The 16,266-nt window shown below is 68.1% G+C and carries 12 protein-coding genes; 10 read left to right on the forward strand and 2 right to left on the reverse strand.

All coding sequences use genetic code 11. The annotated features are described in order from the left end of the window. Positions 1-2,365 (reverse strand): N-acetylmuramoyl-L-alanine amidase (locus tag HOV91_RS34775; protein WP_312884889.1); only part of this gene is annotated, 2,365 nt, incomplete at its 3' end. A 456-nt stretch (positions 2,366-2,821) separates the two neighbouring features. Between HOV91_RS34775 and HOV91_RS34780 the strand changes: the two genes are divergently transcribed. Continuing rightward, positions 2,822-4,102: a SpoIID/LytB domain-containing protein gene (locus tag HOV91_RS34780; RefSeq protein ID WP_246351378.1), complete on the forward strand. Its 1,281-nt coding sequence runs from the start codon at positions 2,822-2,824 to the stop codon at positions 4,100-4,102. 58 nt (positions 4,103-4,160) lie between these two features. Next, positions 4,161-4,919: a MerR family transcriptional regulator gene (locus HOV91_RS34785; RefSeq protein ID WP_174189499.1), complete on the forward strand. Its 759-nt coding sequence runs from the start codon at positions 4,161-4,163 to the stop codon at positions 4,917-4,919. A 179-nt stretch (positions 4,920-5,098) separates the two neighbouring features. On the opposite strand, the gene HOV91_RS34790 is transcribed toward HOV91_RS34785, so the two are convergent. Then, positions 5,099-5,734, reverse strand: coding sequence for a TetR/AcrR family transcriptional regulator (locus HOV91_RS34790; RefSeq protein ID WP_174189500.1), 636 nt, complete (start codon positions 5,732-5,734; stop codon positions 5,099-5,101). Positions 5,735-5,841: 107 nt separating this feature from the next. On the opposite strand from HOV91_RS34790, the gene HOV91_RS34795 reads away from it, so the two are divergent. The 8 genes from HOV91_RS34795 (at position 5,842) to HOV91_RS34830 (ending at position 16,086) form a co-directional block, all read left to right on the forward strand. Further along, positions 5,842-6,564 carry an SDR family NAD(P)-dependent oxidoreductase gene (locus HOV91_RS34795; protein ID WP_174189501.1) on the forward strand — a complete coding sequence of 241 codons (723 nt, stop codon included), beginning with the start codon at positions 5,842-5,844 and terminating at the stop codon, positions 6,562-6,564. A gap of 186 nt (positions 6,565-6,750) precedes the next feature. Further along, a complete protein-coding gene (glf, locus tag HOV91_RS34800) occupies positions 6,751-7,977 on the forward strand; it encodes a UDP-galactopyranose mutase (protein WP_174189502.1) in 1,227 nt (408 codons plus the stop codon). 7 nt (positions 7,978-7,984) lie between these two features. Next, positions 7,985-9,919 (forward strand): glycosyltransferase, encoded by a 1,935-nt coding sequence (locus tag HOV91_RS34805; protein WP_174189503.1) that lies wholly within the window; start codon positions 7,985-7,987, stop codon positions 9,917-9,919. A gap of 74 nt (positions 9,920-9,993) precedes the next feature. Then, a complete protein-coding gene (locus HOV91_RS34810; RefSeq protein WP_174189507.1) occupies positions 9,994-10,554 on the forward strand; it encodes a phosphatase PAP2 family protein in 561 nt (186 codons plus the stop codon). Position 10,555: 1 nt separating this feature from the next. Next, positions 10,556-11,482 carry a decaprenyl-phosphate phosphoribosyltransferase gene (locus tag HOV91_RS34815; RefSeq protein ID WP_174189504.1) on the forward strand — a complete coding sequence of 309 codons (927 nt, stop codon included), beginning with the start codon at positions 10,556-10,558 and terminating at the stop codon, positions 11,480-11,482. A 4-nt stretch (positions 11,483-11,486) separates the two neighbouring features. Further along, complete coding sequence (locus HOV91_RS34820; RefSeq protein ID WP_217441469.1) at positions 11,487-13,424, forward strand: arabinofuranosyltransferase AftB family protein; 1,938 nt, start codon at positions 11,487-11,489, stop codon at positions 13,422-13,424. A 228-nt stretch (positions 13,425-13,652) separates the two neighbouring features. Continuing rightward, entirely contained in the window at positions 13,653-14,720 is a 1,068-nt protein-coding gene (locus HOV91_RS34825; RefSeq protein WP_246351380.1) for an alpha/beta hydrolase, read from the forward strand. Positions 14,721-15,024: 304 nt separating this feature from the next. Further along, positions 15,025-16,086, forward strand: coding sequence for an alpha/beta hydrolase (locus HOV91_RS34830; protein WP_174189506.1), 1,062 nt, complete (start codon positions 15,025-15,027; stop codon positions 16,084-16,086). Positions 16,087-16,266: the final 180 nt, after the last annotated feature.

Consider the following 16,266-nt stretch of genomic DNA (forward strand, 5'->3'; position numbering starts at 1 on the left):
AAGGGGCTCCGGCGGGGGTTGCGGCTTCGGGTGCCGGAACGGGTGGTGGCTGGACGGTGTCCAGTTGCTGGGCGCGTGGGGCGGATGGCGCGTCCACGGCTGGAGCGCTTGGCGGTTCTTGGACGAGTGCCGGCCGTTGCTCGGCAGACGGACCACTCGGGGGCGGAGTGCTCGGCACTGCTGGAGCTTGGGCGAGTGGGGTTCGGGCCTCGGGAGCCGGGATAGAAGGGGCAGACGGGGTGGCGTCGGCCGGAACCGTGGCGTTGCCGGGAGCCGTGGCGTTGTCCGGGACCGCGGCGCTGCCTGGGACGGGTGCGCTGTCCGGGATCGGCGCACTGCCCGGGACCGGGGCGCTCACCTGGGCCGCGACCGGGTTGCGGCTCATTTCTTCCCGGTAGGTGTCGTTGTAGGTTTTCCACACCGTCGTGACGAGGCCGGTGAGCTGGTTGAGGATCAGGGAGCCGCGCTCGAAGTCGGCGCGCAGGCCGTCGGGGACGGGGTAGGCGTTGCGCAGCGGGAGTCCGAGGACGCCCGCGTCGGCGCCGAGTTGCCGGAAGCGGTCCAGGATGGTGCCGAGCACCTCGACGACCTTCCCGTCCGCCGCGGTGTAGACGTAGCCGTTGGAGAACTGCGCGTATTGCTGGCCGTGTGCGGCGGGCAGCACGTCGGATCGCGCGGTTCCGAGGGGTCCGTTCGGTCCGCCGGACTGCGACCAGTGCCTGGCGATGATGTTGTCGTGCACCATGTTCAGCAACTTGGTGGTGAGGGCGGCGAGGGCCGCCACGTCGACTTCGCCGGATTCGGGGGTTTGGTTGTCGGGCGTGCTGGGCGTGCCGGGCGCACCGGCGGCGATGTCGCGGATCCGATCCATCAGCGCGTAGGCGGCATCGCCGGGGCAGGCGGTGTTGCCGACGTCGCGGTGGGCGAAGACGATCGGCAGCCGCACCGTTTCACCTTGGGCATACGGGGTGAACGAGGTGCCCTCGGAAATCATCGTGGTGTGGCCCTTGGGATCGAGACCGGCGACTTTGGTGCGCCAGCCCACGAACGCCCCGAGGGCCTCGATCGACGCCTGCGTCGGTTGCTCGGACTCGTAGTTGCCCATCAGCGCGACGCCCGAGGTGTTCTCGTTGAACCCGCCCGCGTGCGCGCCCTGCACCGGGCGGTCGAGGCCGCCGAAACGTCCCTCGAAGACCTGGCCGTACTTGTCCACCAGCGCGTTGTAGCCGATGTCGCACCAGCCCAACGTTTTCGCGTGGTAGGTGTAGATCGCGCGGACGATCCCCGCCGACTCGGACTTGCTGTAGTCGTTGCGGCCCGCGGTGTGATGCACCGTAACGCCGCCGAGGCTGTCGTCGTAGGTCGGCTGATCGCAGCGGATGGATTCGTCGGCGCCCCACTGGGCGCGGGTGATCACGCTCGGCCCGCCGCCGGGCAGCGCCGCGGCGACGTCGCGCAGTGCGCCGTCGGCGGCGCCACGGCCCGGATCGATGAGCACGGCGGTCAGATCGGCGGACTGCTGGGCCGGGTCGTCGGAAGCCGGGGCGGGGCGCTGAGCGGGGTCGTCCACGATCGGGACGGCTTCCGCTATCGGCCGGATCGTCCCGGTCGCCGCCTGTTTGCGCGTGACCAGGACCTGGACCGCATCGGTGTCGCCGACGTAGATCGGTTCGGTGCCGATGGTCGCGCCGGGGCCGGAACGGTCGGTGCGATGAGTGTCGACCGGTTCGGCGTCGTACCAGGGCCCCCACGTGCCGTCGGGCTGCCGGGCGCGGATCGTGGCCGTGGTGTCCGCGAGCTCCTTGGCGGTGAGCGCGACCATGCTGAAGGGGGTCTCGCTGGAAAGTTCCTTCACCTGGGCCCCCACTTGGCTCATCAGTTCGGGGGTCACGGCGCCGGGAGACAGCGCGGGCGTGTCGGGAGTGGTGCCGGGCTGGAGCCGGGCGGGGTCCGCGATGAAGCGCACGCTGCCCGGTGCGCGTTCGGGACTCGGCTGAGCGGGGGAATTCGCGCCGGCGGGCGTCCGGCCGGAAATATCGGGGCCGGAGGTTTGGCCGGAATTAGCACTGGGTAGTCGTATTTCTTCTGGTCGCGGCACGCCTGGTGGGAGCGGAGCCGGAATCTGCGTGGACTCCGGAATCGGCAGCATGCGCAGATCGGAAAGGCGCAGATCAGGCAGGCTCAGGCCGGTGAGTTCGCGCAGGGGCAGCACGATATCGGGCGCGTGGGTGAGCGCGACCTCGGCGAGTTCGGCCGCGACGGCGGCCGGTTCGGTGTCGGCGGTGCTGCGGTAGTCGGTCGAATCGCTGAGCGCGAGGGTGGCGAGCGGGGCCGCTACCGCGATGATCGTGACTACCGGGAGCACGTAGGAAACTTTCGGATTGCGGTACCGCACGAGCGTCTCCAATCAGGTCGAACCGGTGATCACCTGCGATTCAGATTGCTTCCTGATGTATCAATGGTCACAATAGCCACAATTGTCACATAGCTAAACCTCTCGTTGAGGATTATGGGATTGCTCGAATGTAACTCTTGTATTGCTGACGCATCTAGAAACTGGCGATTCGACCCGCAACCGAAACCGTGGGAGTGAACGTATGCACCGCAATGCGAGCGCGCCGAGGGCAGAACAATGCTGGTGAGAACCATTTTTAGGCGGCATGGTTGCCGCGTGTTCCGTCAGTGCCCCGGCGGCTCGTTGTCGGGCGTTCCTCTGTTGCTTGGTGGAGTCTTGACAATCGCCAGCGTGGTCATGGCGGTGCGTTTCACGGCGGTCGATGTCCCTTTTCAGACACTGTCTGGACCAGGACACGGCCGCGGTATGAGCCAACTGGGCGCGTTCGAGAGTGCTCGCGAGGGGTGGTCGGCCGAACGCATTCTCGCGCACTACTACCCCGGTGCGGCGCTGGCGACCATCGCGCCGACGGCTGTCCGCGTCCGGCTCATGCGGCAGGACGGCTCGGCTCTCGACGCCTTCGCCGCCGCCGGTTTGCGCGTGGGCGGTCGGGAGGTCGCGCCCGGCCAGGTCGCACACCTGACGCCGCTGCCGAGTGGTGGTGCGAACGTGGTCGTGACCGTCGGTTGCGACGGTGACGTGCTGTGGCAGGCGTCGACCGACGACCCGTGGATCCATCCGATCGATCCACGGCCGAATCGTCCCGCGGCAGAACATCTCACGCTCTGTGGTGGCTCGGCCTACCGCGGTGCGCTGGGCGTCGCGCTGGAGGACGGCGCGACCCGCGTTGTCAACCAGGTGGACGTCGAGGACTATCTGCTCGGCGTGGTCCCGGCCGAAGTGCAGGCCAACTGGGCGGACAAGGGCGCGGTGGAGGCGCTGCGCGCCCAGGCGATCGCGGCGCGCTCGTACGCCCTTGCCGAACAGCGTTATCCGTACGCGCAGACGTGCGACACCACGGCCTGCCAGAGGTATCCGGGTACCGCGCAGGAGGATTCCCGGACGTCAGCCGCCGTCGCGGCCACGGCGGGCGCCGTCCTGCTGCGCGAGGGCCGGATCCTGCGCACGGAGTACTCCGCCGCGCCCGATGGCGGGGCGCCCGCGGACATCCAGACCTCGGCCGTCGGACCGGCGCCCGGCGAGCTGGTCACCGGCTCGCCGCCCGCGGACTCGCGCGAGCAGGCGGTCGCCGAGTCCGCGATCGACGCCGAGTATCGCCGGATCGGCGGCGCGAGCAGCGCCATCGGCACGCCGCTCGGGCCGGAGATGATCCTGCCCCAGCGCGCGGGCACCTACCGGCAATACACCAACGGCGTCATCATCGTGACACCCACGCTCGGGGCACAAGTCGTCGACTACTCGCGCATGGTGCAGCCGGTGCCGGAGGCGCAGGAGGTTCCGGCTACGCCACGGCCAGACGATGCGCCTTCACTCGGCGTGATCGCGCCTGGTGGTGCGGGTCGGTCCGGCGGTAGCGCTCTGCCGGGCGGCGCTGCTGCACCGCCGGGTGTGTCTACGCCCGGTGGTGCGGCTCAGGTCGGCGGGCCTCGCCTCGGTGTCGGGGCACTGCCTGGCGGTGGTAGCTGGACCGCGCCTGTTCCGGCACCTGCGCAGAGCGGCGAGAACTTCCTGCCGAATACGGGTTGACCTTGACGTAACGTCAACTTGCAAGCTGGTTACACCGACGAGAGAGGGGGGCAGGGTCGTGGCAACCGGGGAATGGTCCATTCAGGATCTGGCGAAGGCGGCCGGTACCACCAGTCGCACGCTGCGCCACTACGGGCAGTTGGGGCTGTTGCCGCCCAGCCGGATCGGGACCAACGGTTACCGCTACTACGACCAGGGCTCCCTCGTGCGGTTGCAACGCATCCTGCTGCTGCGGGAACTCGGCCTCGGCCTTCCGGTCATCGCCGAAGTCCTCGCCGGAGAGCAGGGCACCGCCGCCGCGCTGCGCACGCACCTGCGACTGCTCCGGCAGGAACAGGATCGGATCCGGCGGCAGATCGAGTCGGTGCAAACCACGCTGTACAAGACGGAAAGAGGTGAACAACTCGTGGCAGCAGAGGTTTTCGACGGCTTCGACCACACGCAGTACAAGGACGAGGTGATCGAACGCTGGGGCAAGGAGGCCTACGAGAGCGGTGATCGCTGGTGGCGCTCGATGTCGGACGCGGACAAGAAAGCTTTCCAGCAGACCCATCTCGACATCGCCGCCGACTACGGCCGCGCACGCGCCGCCGGGCTCGCGCCCGGCGCCGACGAGGTGCAGGCCATCGTCCAGCGCCACTACGACTGGATCGGCATCGGCTGGCAGGGCCGTCCGGTGGTGCGGGAGGCGTTCGTCAACCTGGGCGAGATGTACGTGGCCGACCCGCGTTTCGCGGTCAACTACGACGTGCACGGCGCGGGCACTGCCGAGTTCGTGCGCGACGCGATGAAGGTCTACGCCGAGCAGCGGCTGTAGGTCGCAACCAGACGACGGCCGGTACGCGTGCACGCGTACCGGCCGTCGTCGGTTCGAAGTTCGTCCCACGTGCTCGATCCGCTGTGTGGAAGCCTGTTCGAGTCGATCACCGCGGGACGGCGCGGTATGGGTTCGGCGCAGAAGGGTTCGCCGCGCACCGTAGTCACGTCACGGCGTCGCTAGGCGCGGTTGTCGTCCCGCCCGAGCGCGCGCATCAATTGGTCTTCGGTGATCGGCGGCACCGGTAGGGGGTGGGCGGCTGTCGCGCGTAGTCCGTCGAGTGTCAGGCCGAGGTGGCGGCGCCAGGCTTCGGGGGCGATCTGACTCGTCGCCTCCACGATCCTGGTGTGCGACCAGGTGATGAAGGCGATGTCCTCCAGTACCCAGTCGGTGCGCAGGACTCCGGCTTCCTGCGCACGGGCGATGATCCGCCGCATCAGGCCGTGGCCGTACTCCTGGGCCTGCGCGATGGCGTGACTGGGTGCCGACCGTACCGCGAGTTCGCTGAGCAACCGGTCGGCCGCTTGCAGCGCGCAGACCTGCTCCACCAGGTAGACGAACGACTCCCAAGGGTCGTCGATGGCCAGCGCTTCCTCGGCGATGCGGCTGCCCGCTTCGATCCGGTCCTCGACCGCCGCCGCGATGAGGTCGTCGCGGGTGGGGAAGCGGTTGTAGAGCGTGCCGATGGCGACCCCCGCGCGGGCGGCGATCTCCTTCAACGGTGCGTCGAGGCCGCGTTCGGTGAAGACGGCGCGTGCGGCGGTCACGAGCGCGTCCCGGTTGCGCTGGGCATCGCTGCGTAACGGCTTGTCCACGGGCCGATCCTACAAATCGGACTCCGCAGATATCTTGAGTATAGGTTCAACTTAGACTACCGTCGAGCGCGAACTTGAACCATCGCTCAACTTATTCGGGAGTGGAAATGACCAAGACCATCGCGATCTTCGGGTACGGCCCCGGCCTCGGGGTCGGCACCGGGCGCAGATTCGGACGCGAAGGGTTCCGCGTGGCGGTCATCGGGCGCGATCCCGAGAAGGCGCGGCGGCATGCCGAGGAGCTGACGGCCGAAGGTATCGAGGCCGCCGCCTTCCCGGCGGACGTGACCGTCGCCGCGCAGGTCACCGGCGTGATCGAAAAGATCGAGGCGGCCTTCGGGCCGATCGACGTGGCAATGCATGGCGCGGCGGGCAATATGAGTGACCGGACGCCATCCACCCTGGAGGTGGACGTCGCCTCCCTGGACGCGCCGATCGCGCTGAAGCTGCACTCGCCGATCCTGATGACGAGGGCGCTGGCCCCGGGAATGGTGGCGCGAGGCGACGGCGCGCTGCTGTTCTCCTCGGGCTCGTCCGAGCATTTCGTCACCCCCTACCTGGCGAACTTCGGCATCGCGCTGGCCGCGCAGCGCGGTTACCTGCGCCAGCTCGAGGTGGAACTGCGCGGCACCGGCGTCTACGTCGGGCTGCTCAATATCGGTGCGCTGATCGACCGCAGCAAAGCCGCGCAGATCGTCGACGAGCACCCGGAAGTGATTCCCGACGGCCTCGAGATCGTCCGGATGAGCGGCGACGAACTCGGTGACCACTACTGGCGGCTGTACACCGAGCGGGACAAGGTCGAGCTCGACGTAGGTTTCCCGGCCTGAGCCCAGTCGTAGGTGAAAAGGCCAGGGGAGTAAACAGCCCGTCGGTTGCCAGCGGGGCCCATTTTGGCAAACATCGGGCGAAATCGGGAGGTCGGAGGCGTGAAACCGGGGGCGGCGAGCAGTGCCGCTCAGCGCACTTCCGGCTCCACCCGGACGCGGCGAGGACTTCCGATACTCTGGGCTCCCGTGACCGTCGCATCGTCCCCGGGTAACTCCGTCCATTCCGCCTCACAGTTCGATCTGATCGTCGTCGGCTCCGGATTCTTCGGGCTGACCGTTGCCGAACGCACCGCCACCGTGCTGGGTAAACGGGTTCTGGTGATCGATCGGCGCCACCACATCGGTGGCAATGCCTATTCCGAGCCGGATCCGGAAACCGGGATCGAGATCCACAAGTACGGCGCGCACCTGTTCCACACGTCGAACAAGCGGGTGTGGGACTACGTCACGCAGTTCACCGAGTTCACCGGCTACCAGCACCGCGTCTTCGCGATGCACAAGGGTCAGGCCTACCAGTTCCCGATGGGCCTCGGTCTGGTCTCCCAGTTCTTCGGCCGCTACTTCTCGCCGGAGGAGGCGCGCGCGCTGATCGCGGAGCAGGCCTCGGAGATCGAGACCAAGGACGCGCAGAACCTCGAGGAGAAGGCGATCTCGCTGATCGGCCGCCCGCTCTACGAGGCGTTCGTGCGCGACTACACCGCCAAGCAGTGGCAGACCGACCCGAAGGAACTGCCCGCGGGCAACATCACCCGGCTCCCGGTCCGCTACACCTTCGACAACCGCTACTTCAACGACACCTACGAGGGCCTGCCCCGCGAGGGCTACACGAAGTGGCTGGAGAACATGGCCGCCTCCGACCTGATCGAGGTGCGGCTGAACACCGACTGGTTCGAGGTGCGCGACCAGCTGCGCGCCGAGAACCCGGACGCGCCGGTCGTCTACACCGGCCCGCTGGACCGCTACTTCGACTACCGCGAAGGCGAGCTGGGCTGGCGCACCATCGATTTCGAGACCGAGGTGCTGCCGGTCGGCGACTACCAGGGCACCTCGGTGATGAACTACAACGACGCGGACGTGCCCTACACCCGCATCATCGAGCCGCGCCACTTCCACCCGGAGCGCGACTACCCCGGCGACAAGACCGTGATCATGCGGGAGTACTCGCGGTTCGCGCAGACCGGTGACGAGCCGTACTACCCGATCAATACGCCGGAGGACCGGGCCAAGCTGCTGGCCTACCGTGAGTTGGCGAAGAACGAGACCGCGACGGCGAAGGTCGTCTTCGGCGGCCGCCTCGGCACCTACCAGTACCTGGATATGCACATGGCCATCGGCAGCGCGCTGAGCATGTTCGACAACGTGCTCCAGCCGCACCTGACCGACGGCGCCCCGCTCGTGGACCAGGAGGCTTAGGAGCCCGATGACCTCCCAATCCATTCTGGAAGACATGACCACCGAAACCCGCGCGAAGTCGCTGCTGCAGCGCATCATCCTGCCCCGGCCGGGTGAGCCGCTGGACGTGCGCACGCTCTACGTCGAGGAATCGCAGACCAACGCCCGGCGCGCGCACGCGACCACGCGCACGTCGCTGTCGATCGGCGCGGAGTCCGAGGTCTCGTTCTGCACCTACTTCAACGCGCTGCCCGCGAGCTACTGGCGGCGCTGGAGCATCCTGTCCTCGGTGGTGCTGCGGCTGGAACTGGCCGGTCACGGCCGGGTGGACGTGTACCGCTCCAAGGCCGACGGCTCGCGAATCCACGTGCAGGGCAAGGAATTCGCCGTCGCGACCGGGGCCGACTCGGTGACCGTGGAATTCGAGACCGATCTCGGCCCGTTCGAGGACGGCGGCTGGATCTGGTTCGACATCACCACCGACACGGCGGTCACGCTGCTGTCCGGCGGCTGGTACGCGCCGGTCGAGGCGCCCGGCGAGGGCAGCATCGCGGTCGGCATGCCCACCTTCAACCGGCCCACCGACGCGGTGAAGACCCTCGCCGCCCTCGGGTCGGACCCGCTGGTGCTGGCGAAGATCGAGGCCGTCATCATCCCGGACCAGGGCACCAAGAAGGTCGTCGACGAGCCCGGCTTCGCGGAGTCCGCGGCGGCGCTCGGCGACCGCCTGTCCATCCACGATCAGCCCAACCTCGGCGGCTCCGGCGGCTACAGCCGGGTCATGTACGAGGCGCTGAAGACCACCGACGCCGAGTACATCGTCTACATGGACGACGACATCGAGATCGAGCCGGACTCGATCCTGCGCGCACTGGCCTTCGCCCGCTTCGCGAAGTCGCCGGTGCTGGTGGGCGGTCAGATGCTCAACCTGCAGGAGCGCTCGCACCTGCACGTCATGGGCGAGGTCGTCGACCGCGGCATCTTCATGTGGACCGCGGCGCCGAACGTCGAGTACGACCACGATTTCTCGAAGTACCCGCTCAAGGACCGGGACAACTCCAAGCTGCTGCACCGGCGCATCGACGTCGACTTCAACGGCTGGTGGACCTGCGTCATCCCGCGCCGCGTGGCCGAGGAACTCGGCCAGCCCCTCCCGCTGTTCCTGAAGTGGGACGACGCGGAGTACGGCTTGCGCGCCCGTGCCGCCGGGTACCCGACCGTCACCCTTCCCGGCGCCGCCGTGTGGCACATGGCATGGAGCGACAAGGACGACGCCATCGACTGGCAGGCGTACTTCCACCTGCGCAATCGCCTCGTCGTCGCCTCGCTGCACCTGCCGGGCAACGGGCGCGCCATGGTGGTCAACACGATCAAGGCCACGCTGAAGCACTTGCTGTGCCTGGAGTACTCGACGGTCGCGATCCAGAACCTGGCCATCCGCGACTTCCTCGCCGGACCCGAGCGGCTGTTCCAGTTGCTGCCCAGCGCGCTCGGCGCGGTGCACGAATTGCGCAAGCAGTACCCGGACGCGGTGATCCTGCCCTCGTCCACCGAACTGCCGCTGGCCAGCCATATCGGCGTCGGAGCGGTCGGCGAGCCGGCCAACCCGATCGCCAAGGTGGTCCGGTTGGCCAAGGGCGTGGTGCACAACGTCCGGCCCGCGCACACCGAACACCACGAGACCCCGCAGCTGAACGTGCCGACGCTGGACGCGCGCTGGTTCCTGCTCTCGCAGGTCGACGGCGTCACCGTCACCACGGCCGACGGCCGCGGCGTCGTCTACCGCAAGCGCGATCCGCGCCAGGCGCTCGGCCTGTTCAAGGAGGCCATGCGCCTGCGCAAGGAACTGGCCGCCCGTTTCCCGGAGATGCAGCGGCGTTACCGTGCCGCGCACCCGCAGCTGACCAGCACCGCGGCGTGGGAGAAGGTGTTCGGCATCGACACGAAGGACGGTCAGCAGTGAGTCTGGGAGCGAGCGCGGCCGACGACGCGGCGGTGCGGCCGCCGTTGCACAGCGCCAACGGTCATGGCGGCCCGGTGTCCGCGCAGCCCACGGCATCCGAGCAGGCGCCGCCCGAGGTCGCGATCATCAACGCCGTGCAGGCCACGCTCGGCAGCAAGCCCGCCGTTGTTGCCGCCGCGCGGAGCATGTCGCACTTCGGTGAGCACGCGCTCGGCTGGATCGGCATCGCCGCCGCGGGCTGGCTGGTGGACAAGCCGCGGCGCAGACAGTGGGCCGGGGTCGCCGTCGGCGCGGTCGGCGCGCACGCGGCGTCGATCGTCATCAAGCGCGTGGTCCGCCGTCCGCGCCCGAACGACCCGTCGGTGCAGGTCAACGTGGGAACGCCGAGCAAATTGAGTTTCCCGTCCTCGCACGCCACCTCGACGACGGCGGCGGCCGTGTTGCTCGGCAGATTGGCCGGGCTACCCTTGCCTGCGGTGCTCGTCCCCCCGATGCTGCTTTCCCGGGTGGTCCTCGGGGTGCACTACCCCTCCGACGTGCTCGCCGGTTCCGCGCTCGGCGCCGCGTCCGCCGCCGCCCTGCTCGCCGCCGAAAAGAGACTCGACAGTGACCGCACAAGAAAGAGCCTTGGTTGACATGAGTGAAGAGCCGACCGGCGCCGACCTCGCCGAGGCGGTAGTCAAGGGTCCGCCCAAGACGCTGGCCGGCGGTCTGTTCAAGGCAGTCCGTCCGCGGCAGTGGGTCAAGAACGTCCTGGTACTCGCCGCGCCGCTGGCCGCGGGCACGGTCACCGAGGTGGACGTGCTCGCGCACGTCGGCATCGCCTTCGTGGTGTTCTGCATGGCGGCCTCGGGCATCTACCTGGTGAACGACGCGCTCGACGTGGAAGCCGACCGGGCGCACCCGACCAAGCGGTTCCGGCCGATCGCCGCGGGCGTCGTGCCGGTGAACCTGGCCTACCTGCTGTCGGCGGCGCTGCTGGCCGGATCGATCGCGGGGTCGTTCCTCGCGTCGTGGCACCTGGCCGTGGTGATGGCGGTCTATATCGGTATCCAGCTGGCCTACTGCTTCGGCCTCAAGCATCAGGCCGTACTGGACATCTGCATCGTCTCCTCCGGCTTCCTGCTGCGCGCGGTGGCCGGTGGCGCTGCCGCGGACATCGAGCTGTCGCAGTGGTTCCTGCTGATCATGGCCTTCGGCTCGCTGTTCATGGCGGCGGGCAAGCGCTACGCGGAACTGCAGATCGCGCTGGGCACCGGCGCGAAGATCCGCAAGTCGCTGGAGTACTACACGCCCACCTACCTGCGTTTCATCTGGACCCTGGCCGCGACGGCGGTCGTGGTGTTCTACGGGCTGTGGGCGTTCCAGCAGGACGGCATCAAAGACACCAACTGGTTCGCGATCTCGATGATCCCGTTTACCATCGCAATCCTGCGTTACGCGGTCGACGTCGACGGGGGCGAGGCCGGGGAGCCAGAAGAGATCGCGCTGGGGGACCGCATCCTCCAGTTCCTCGCAATCGCCTGGATCGGAGCGGTAGGTGTCGCTGTCTATCTCACCTGACGAGATGCTGGTAGCGGAGCAAACGGAATACGCGGCGGAGCGGGCCGATGAGCAGACCCGCTCCGCTTCGCGGTTCGCGCGTCTATCCAAAGCCACGTTCGTCGGTGGGGTCGCGCTCACCGTTGTCCTTTTCGCGATCGGAGGCTGGCAGCGGCGGTGGATCGCCGACGACGGCCTCATCGTGTTGCGCACCGTGCGCAACCTGCTGGCGGGCAACGGCCCCGTCTTCAATGAAGGCGAGCGCGTCGAAACCAACACCAGCACCGCGTGGACCTACCTGGTCTGGTTCTTCAGCTGGCTGACCCAGGCTCGGCTCGAGTACGTGGTGCTCGGCGTCGCGCTCACGGTGTCGCTGGCAGCGGTGGTGTTCGCCATGCTCGGTTCCGCGCGGCTGTGGGGCGGGACCGGCGCCGGGCTGTTGCTGCCCGCGGGTGTGCTGGTCTACATCGCACTTCCCCCGGCACGCGACTACGTCACATCCGGCCTGGAAAGCGGCCTGGTGATCTGCTGGATCGGCCTGCTGTGGTGGCAGCTGGTGCGCTGGAGCCAGGCGAAGTCGGTGCGCTTGCCCGGCCTGCTCGGACTGGTCTTCCTCGCCGGGCTCGCCCCGCTGATCCGTCCCGAGATGACAATGGTCGGCGCGCTGGCGCTGTTGCTGATCTTCTGTGCCCCCATGCCGGAGAGCAGGGTGCGGCCGATCGTGCTGCGCGCGGCCATCGTCGCGGTGGCCGGGCTGGTTCCGCTGGGTTATCAGATCTGGCGGATGGGCTACTACGGCCTGCCCTACCCCAACACCGCCGTCGCGAAGGACGCGGGCGGCGCCAAGTGGGGTCAGGGCTTCACCTACCTCTGGGACCTGGTGGGTCCGTACTTCCTGTGGGCGCCGCTGGTGGTGCTGCTGGTCGCCGGTGTGCTCGCCGCGCGCACGCGGGCGGGCCGGAGCGCCGCCGCCGATCGGGACGAGGCGCGCCGCTGGTCGGTCGGCCGATTCCGGCAGCGGCTGCGCTCGCCGGGCGCGGTGGTCGCCTTGGTCCTGTTCAGCGGGTTCCTCCTGACCGTGTACGCGCTGCGGGTCGGCGGTGACTTCATGCACGGCCGGATGCTGCTGCCGCAGCTGTTCCTCCTGGTGCTCCCGGTGGCGGTCCTGCCGATCCGGGCGCCCCGGGGTGGCGTGCGCGCGGCGACGCCCGCCGACTGGCCCCTCGCGGTGCTCGCGGTCGCCTGGATCGGCGTCGTGGGCTGGGCGGTATTCGCCGCCGACACCACCGCGATCAAGACCGGCACCAAGATCACCTCGACCGGCATCGTGGACGAGCGCGTCTACTACGTGCTCAACACCGGCCACGACCACCCGATCCTGGCCGAGGACTACCTGGACTATCCGCGCATCCGCGCGATGGTCAACGACATCGCCAACAACCCCAACGGCGGCCTGCTGCTCAATTCGCCGTCGTTCATGTTCTGGTACATCGCTCCGCCGCCGCAGCCCATTCCGGATGGCGGCGCCGGGCACACGGTCTACTTCCTCAATCTCGGAATGACCAGCATGAACGTCCCGCTGGACGTGCCCGTGCTCGACCCGATGGGCTTGGCCTACCCGCTGGCGGCGCACACCGATCGACTCGCCGACGGCCGGATCGGGCACGACAAGAGCCTCTACCCGGACTGGGTCGTCGTCGACACCGGCATGGTGGACAAGAAGCCGTGGATGCCCTGGTACCTGGACGAGAAATGGGTCACCCAGGCGCGCACCGCGATGTCCTGTCCCGACACCCAGGCGCTGATGATCTCCTACCGCGATCCGCTCACCTTCGAGCGCTTCCGGCACAACCTGCGCAACGCGCTGCGGTTCGCGAAATACCGCATCGACCGGGTGCCGAAGTACGAGATCCAGCGTTGCGGGCTGGTCGATCCGTTCCCGCAGCCGCTCGCGCCGCGCTGACGCTCGGACCACAGGGGCCCATCCGCCGGGATGGGCCCCGGTGCTCTCCTCAGGGGAGGTAGATTTAGTGGCGTACGCCGCTTTATCTCTTTTTGGTAACGCCACCGTGTCGATACCGATATACGCTACGACCGTATGCCCGGCCTGGCGTCCACCGGTCGTGGGCATCGGCGGGTTACCGTGTGGACGGCTTGCCGCTGTCGCTTGTGAAACGAAAGGTTGAAACTGATGCGAGGCGTGATCGGGCGTCGTCTTAAAACTCGAAGAGCAGGTTCTTGGCTCAAGCGGTCCATGCTGGTGTCGCTGGCTGTTCTGCTACCGCTCGGGGTGTCGGTGGCAGGTCCTGCCGCCCCGGCGTCCGCCGCGTTCAATCCGGACGGTTTCGACTTCTGGGTCGATTCCGAGATGGGGCCGATCAAGTCGCGCGTCTTCCGCGCCGCTGACGGCAACACCGGGCGCGTGGTCTACGCGCTGGACGGTATGCGCGCGCGCACCGACCTGAGCGGCTGGGAGATCGATACCGAGGTCGTCCGCGAGCTGACCAAGTGGAACATCAACGTGGTCATGCCGGTCGGCGGCCCGTCCAGCTTCTACGCCGACTGGAACGGTCCGAGTGACTTCTTCGGTCTCGGCAGCGCGGGCTCGTCCTCCACCGGTTCGGCGAACTCCGGCTCCGGCCTGCTGACCGGTTCCGCGGGCGGACCGGGCAAGACCTCCACCTACAAGTGGGAAACCTTCCTCACCAACAACCTGCGCTGGGCGCTGCGCGACCGGCTGGGATTCAACCCGAACGGCAACGGCGTGTTCGGCCTGTCCATGGGCGGCAGCGCCGCGCTCACCCTGGCGGCCTACCACCCCGACCAGTTCCGCTACGCCGGTTCGTACTCCGGATACCTGAACATCTCCGCGCCGGGTATGCGGGAGGCGCTGCGGGTGGCGATGCTGGACGCGGGCGGCTACAACATCGACGCGATGGCGCCGCCGTGGGGCCCGCAGTGGCTGCGGATGGACCCGTTCGTATTCGCGCCGCGGCTGAAGGCCAACAACACCCGCCTGTGGGTCTCCGCCGGTAGCGGTCTGCCGAGCGGGGCCGACGGCCTGAGCTTCAACACCATCAACGCGATGGGCCTGGAAGCGCTGGCCCTGGCCAACACCCGGGCCTTCCAGGTCCGCATGCTCACCCTGGGCGCGAACAACGTCACCTACGACTTCCCTGCCGTGGGTGTGCACAACTGGAACTACTGGGCCGACGAGGTCTACCGGATGATTCCGGACCTGTCCGCGAACATCGGGTAAAGCCCCGACGTCTCGGCGAAAGACCGCTCCGCGTCATTGGCGCGCAGCGGTCTTTCGGCGTTTCTACGGTCGTCTGTGGGTAAACCCGCAACGAATACGAAGAGAAAACGGCTTCGGTAGTTGTGGTCTGGATCACCATCCAGCAACATGAAGGCATTCGTTCCCGATTGATGCGCGAACAACATGTGCCGTGGTCGACTCGGCCGGGTACCGGCGATAGTCGAGCGGCGGTGTCCGTTGAGGGCGCCAGTAGGGATCGCTACATGTTTGCTGATCGGACCGCCCGAGGGAAAGGTCGAATGTGATGCGAAGTGCGCGCGGCAAACGCGAGCCGCAGAGGTCTCGAACACCCGGTTCGTGGTTGCGACGGTCCGTTCTCGGCGTCGCCGTGGCGATGCTGTTGCCGCTCGGCACGGCCGTCGCCGGTACGGGCGCCACGGCATCGGCGGCGTTCAACCCCGCGGCCTTCGACTTCTGGGTCGACTCCGGCATGGGGCCGATCAAGACCCGGATCCTGCGTGCCGCCGACGGCAACACCAATCGCGTCGTCTACGTGCTGGACGGCATGCGCGCGCCGGAGACGCTGAACGGCTGGGAGATCGAAACCAACATCCCGGAGGTCCTCGCCGGCCACAACATCAACGTGGTCATGCCGGTCGGCGGCATGTCCAGCTTCTACGCCGACTGGAACTCCGCCAGCGAGTTCTTCGGCGTCCCGGCGGGCAGCGGCTCCAGCACCGGTTCCGGCGGCCTGGACGGGTTCGCGGGCGGACCGGGTAAGAGCTACCGGTACCAGTGGGAAACCTTCCTGACCAACAACCTGCGCTGGGCGCTGCGCGACCGGCTGGGATTCAACCCGAACCGCAACGGCGCCTTCGGCTTGTCGATGGGTGGCAGCGCCGCGCTCACCCTGGCGGCCTACCACCCGGATCAGTTCAGCTTCGCGGGCTCGTTCTCCGGTTACCTGAACAACTCGGCGCCGGGCATGCGTGAGGCGATCCGCGCCGCCATGCTGGACGCGGGCGGCTACAACGTCGACTCCATGGCCCCGCCGTGGAGCCCGCAGTGGCTGCACATGGACCCGTTCGTGTTCGCGCCCAACCTGGTCCGCAATGGCACCCGCCTGTGGATCGCCGCCGCCAGCGGCCTGCCCTCCGCCACCGACCCGCCGAGCTTCGGCACCCTCAACGGCATGGGATTGGAAAGCCTTGCGCTGGCCAACACGCGTGCGTTCCAGGTCCGCATGGGCAGCCTGGGCGGCGGCAACGCCGTCTACTCCTTCCCGCCGTACGGTATCCACGCCTGGAACAACTGGGCTGATGAGGCGCTGCGGATGATTCCGGATTTGTCGGCGCACATCGGGTGATGGTGTTGGTTTTGCTGTGTTGGATTTGCAGCGCCTGCGGCGCTGCGTGTTCGCGGCCCCTTCATGGCTCGCGGCAGAGCGGACCAGACTTGCGCCTGCGGCGCGTGCGCTTCGTCCGCTCTGCCGCGAGCCGGGCCGCGAACGTGCTCGTAAGACTCGCACGCGGTGGGGTGGGGGGAG

It is taken from the genome of Nocardia barduliensis (genome assembly GCF_013315795.1).
Taxonomy (GTDB): domain Bacteria; phylum Actinomycetota; class Actinomycetes; order Mycobacteriales; family Mycobacteriaceae; genus Nocardia; species Nocardia barduliensis.

Coding starts and splice junctions, on each gene's coding strand:
- HOV91_RS34815 (WP_174189504.1), top strand. CDS start 10,556: ATGAGTGAAGAGCCGACCGGCGCCGACCTCGCCGAGGCGGTAGTCAAG.
- HOV91_RS34795 (WP_174189501.1), top strand. CDS start 5,842: ATGACCAAGACCATCGCGATCTTCGGGTACGGCCCCGGCCTCGGGGTC.
- HOV91_RS34825 (WP_246351380.1), top strand. CDS start 13,653: ATGCGAGGCGTGATCGGGCGTCGTCTTAAAACTCGAAGAGCAGGTTCT.
- HOV91_RS34780 (WP_246351378.1), top strand. CDS start 2,822: ATGAGCCAACTGGGCGCGTTCGAGAGTGCTCGCGAGGGGTGGTCGGCC.
- HOV91_RS34830 (WP_174189506.1), top strand. CDS start 15,025: ATGCGAAGTGCGCGCGGCAAACGCGAGCCGCAGAGGTCTCGAACACCC.
- HOV91_RS34820 (WP_217441469.1), top strand. CDS start 11,487: ATGCTGGTAGCGGAGCAAACGGAATACGCGGCGGAGCGGGCCGATGAG.
- HOV91_RS34805 (WP_174189503.1), top strand. CDS start 7,985: ATGACCTCCCAATCCATTCTGGAAGACATGACCACCGAAACCCGCGCG.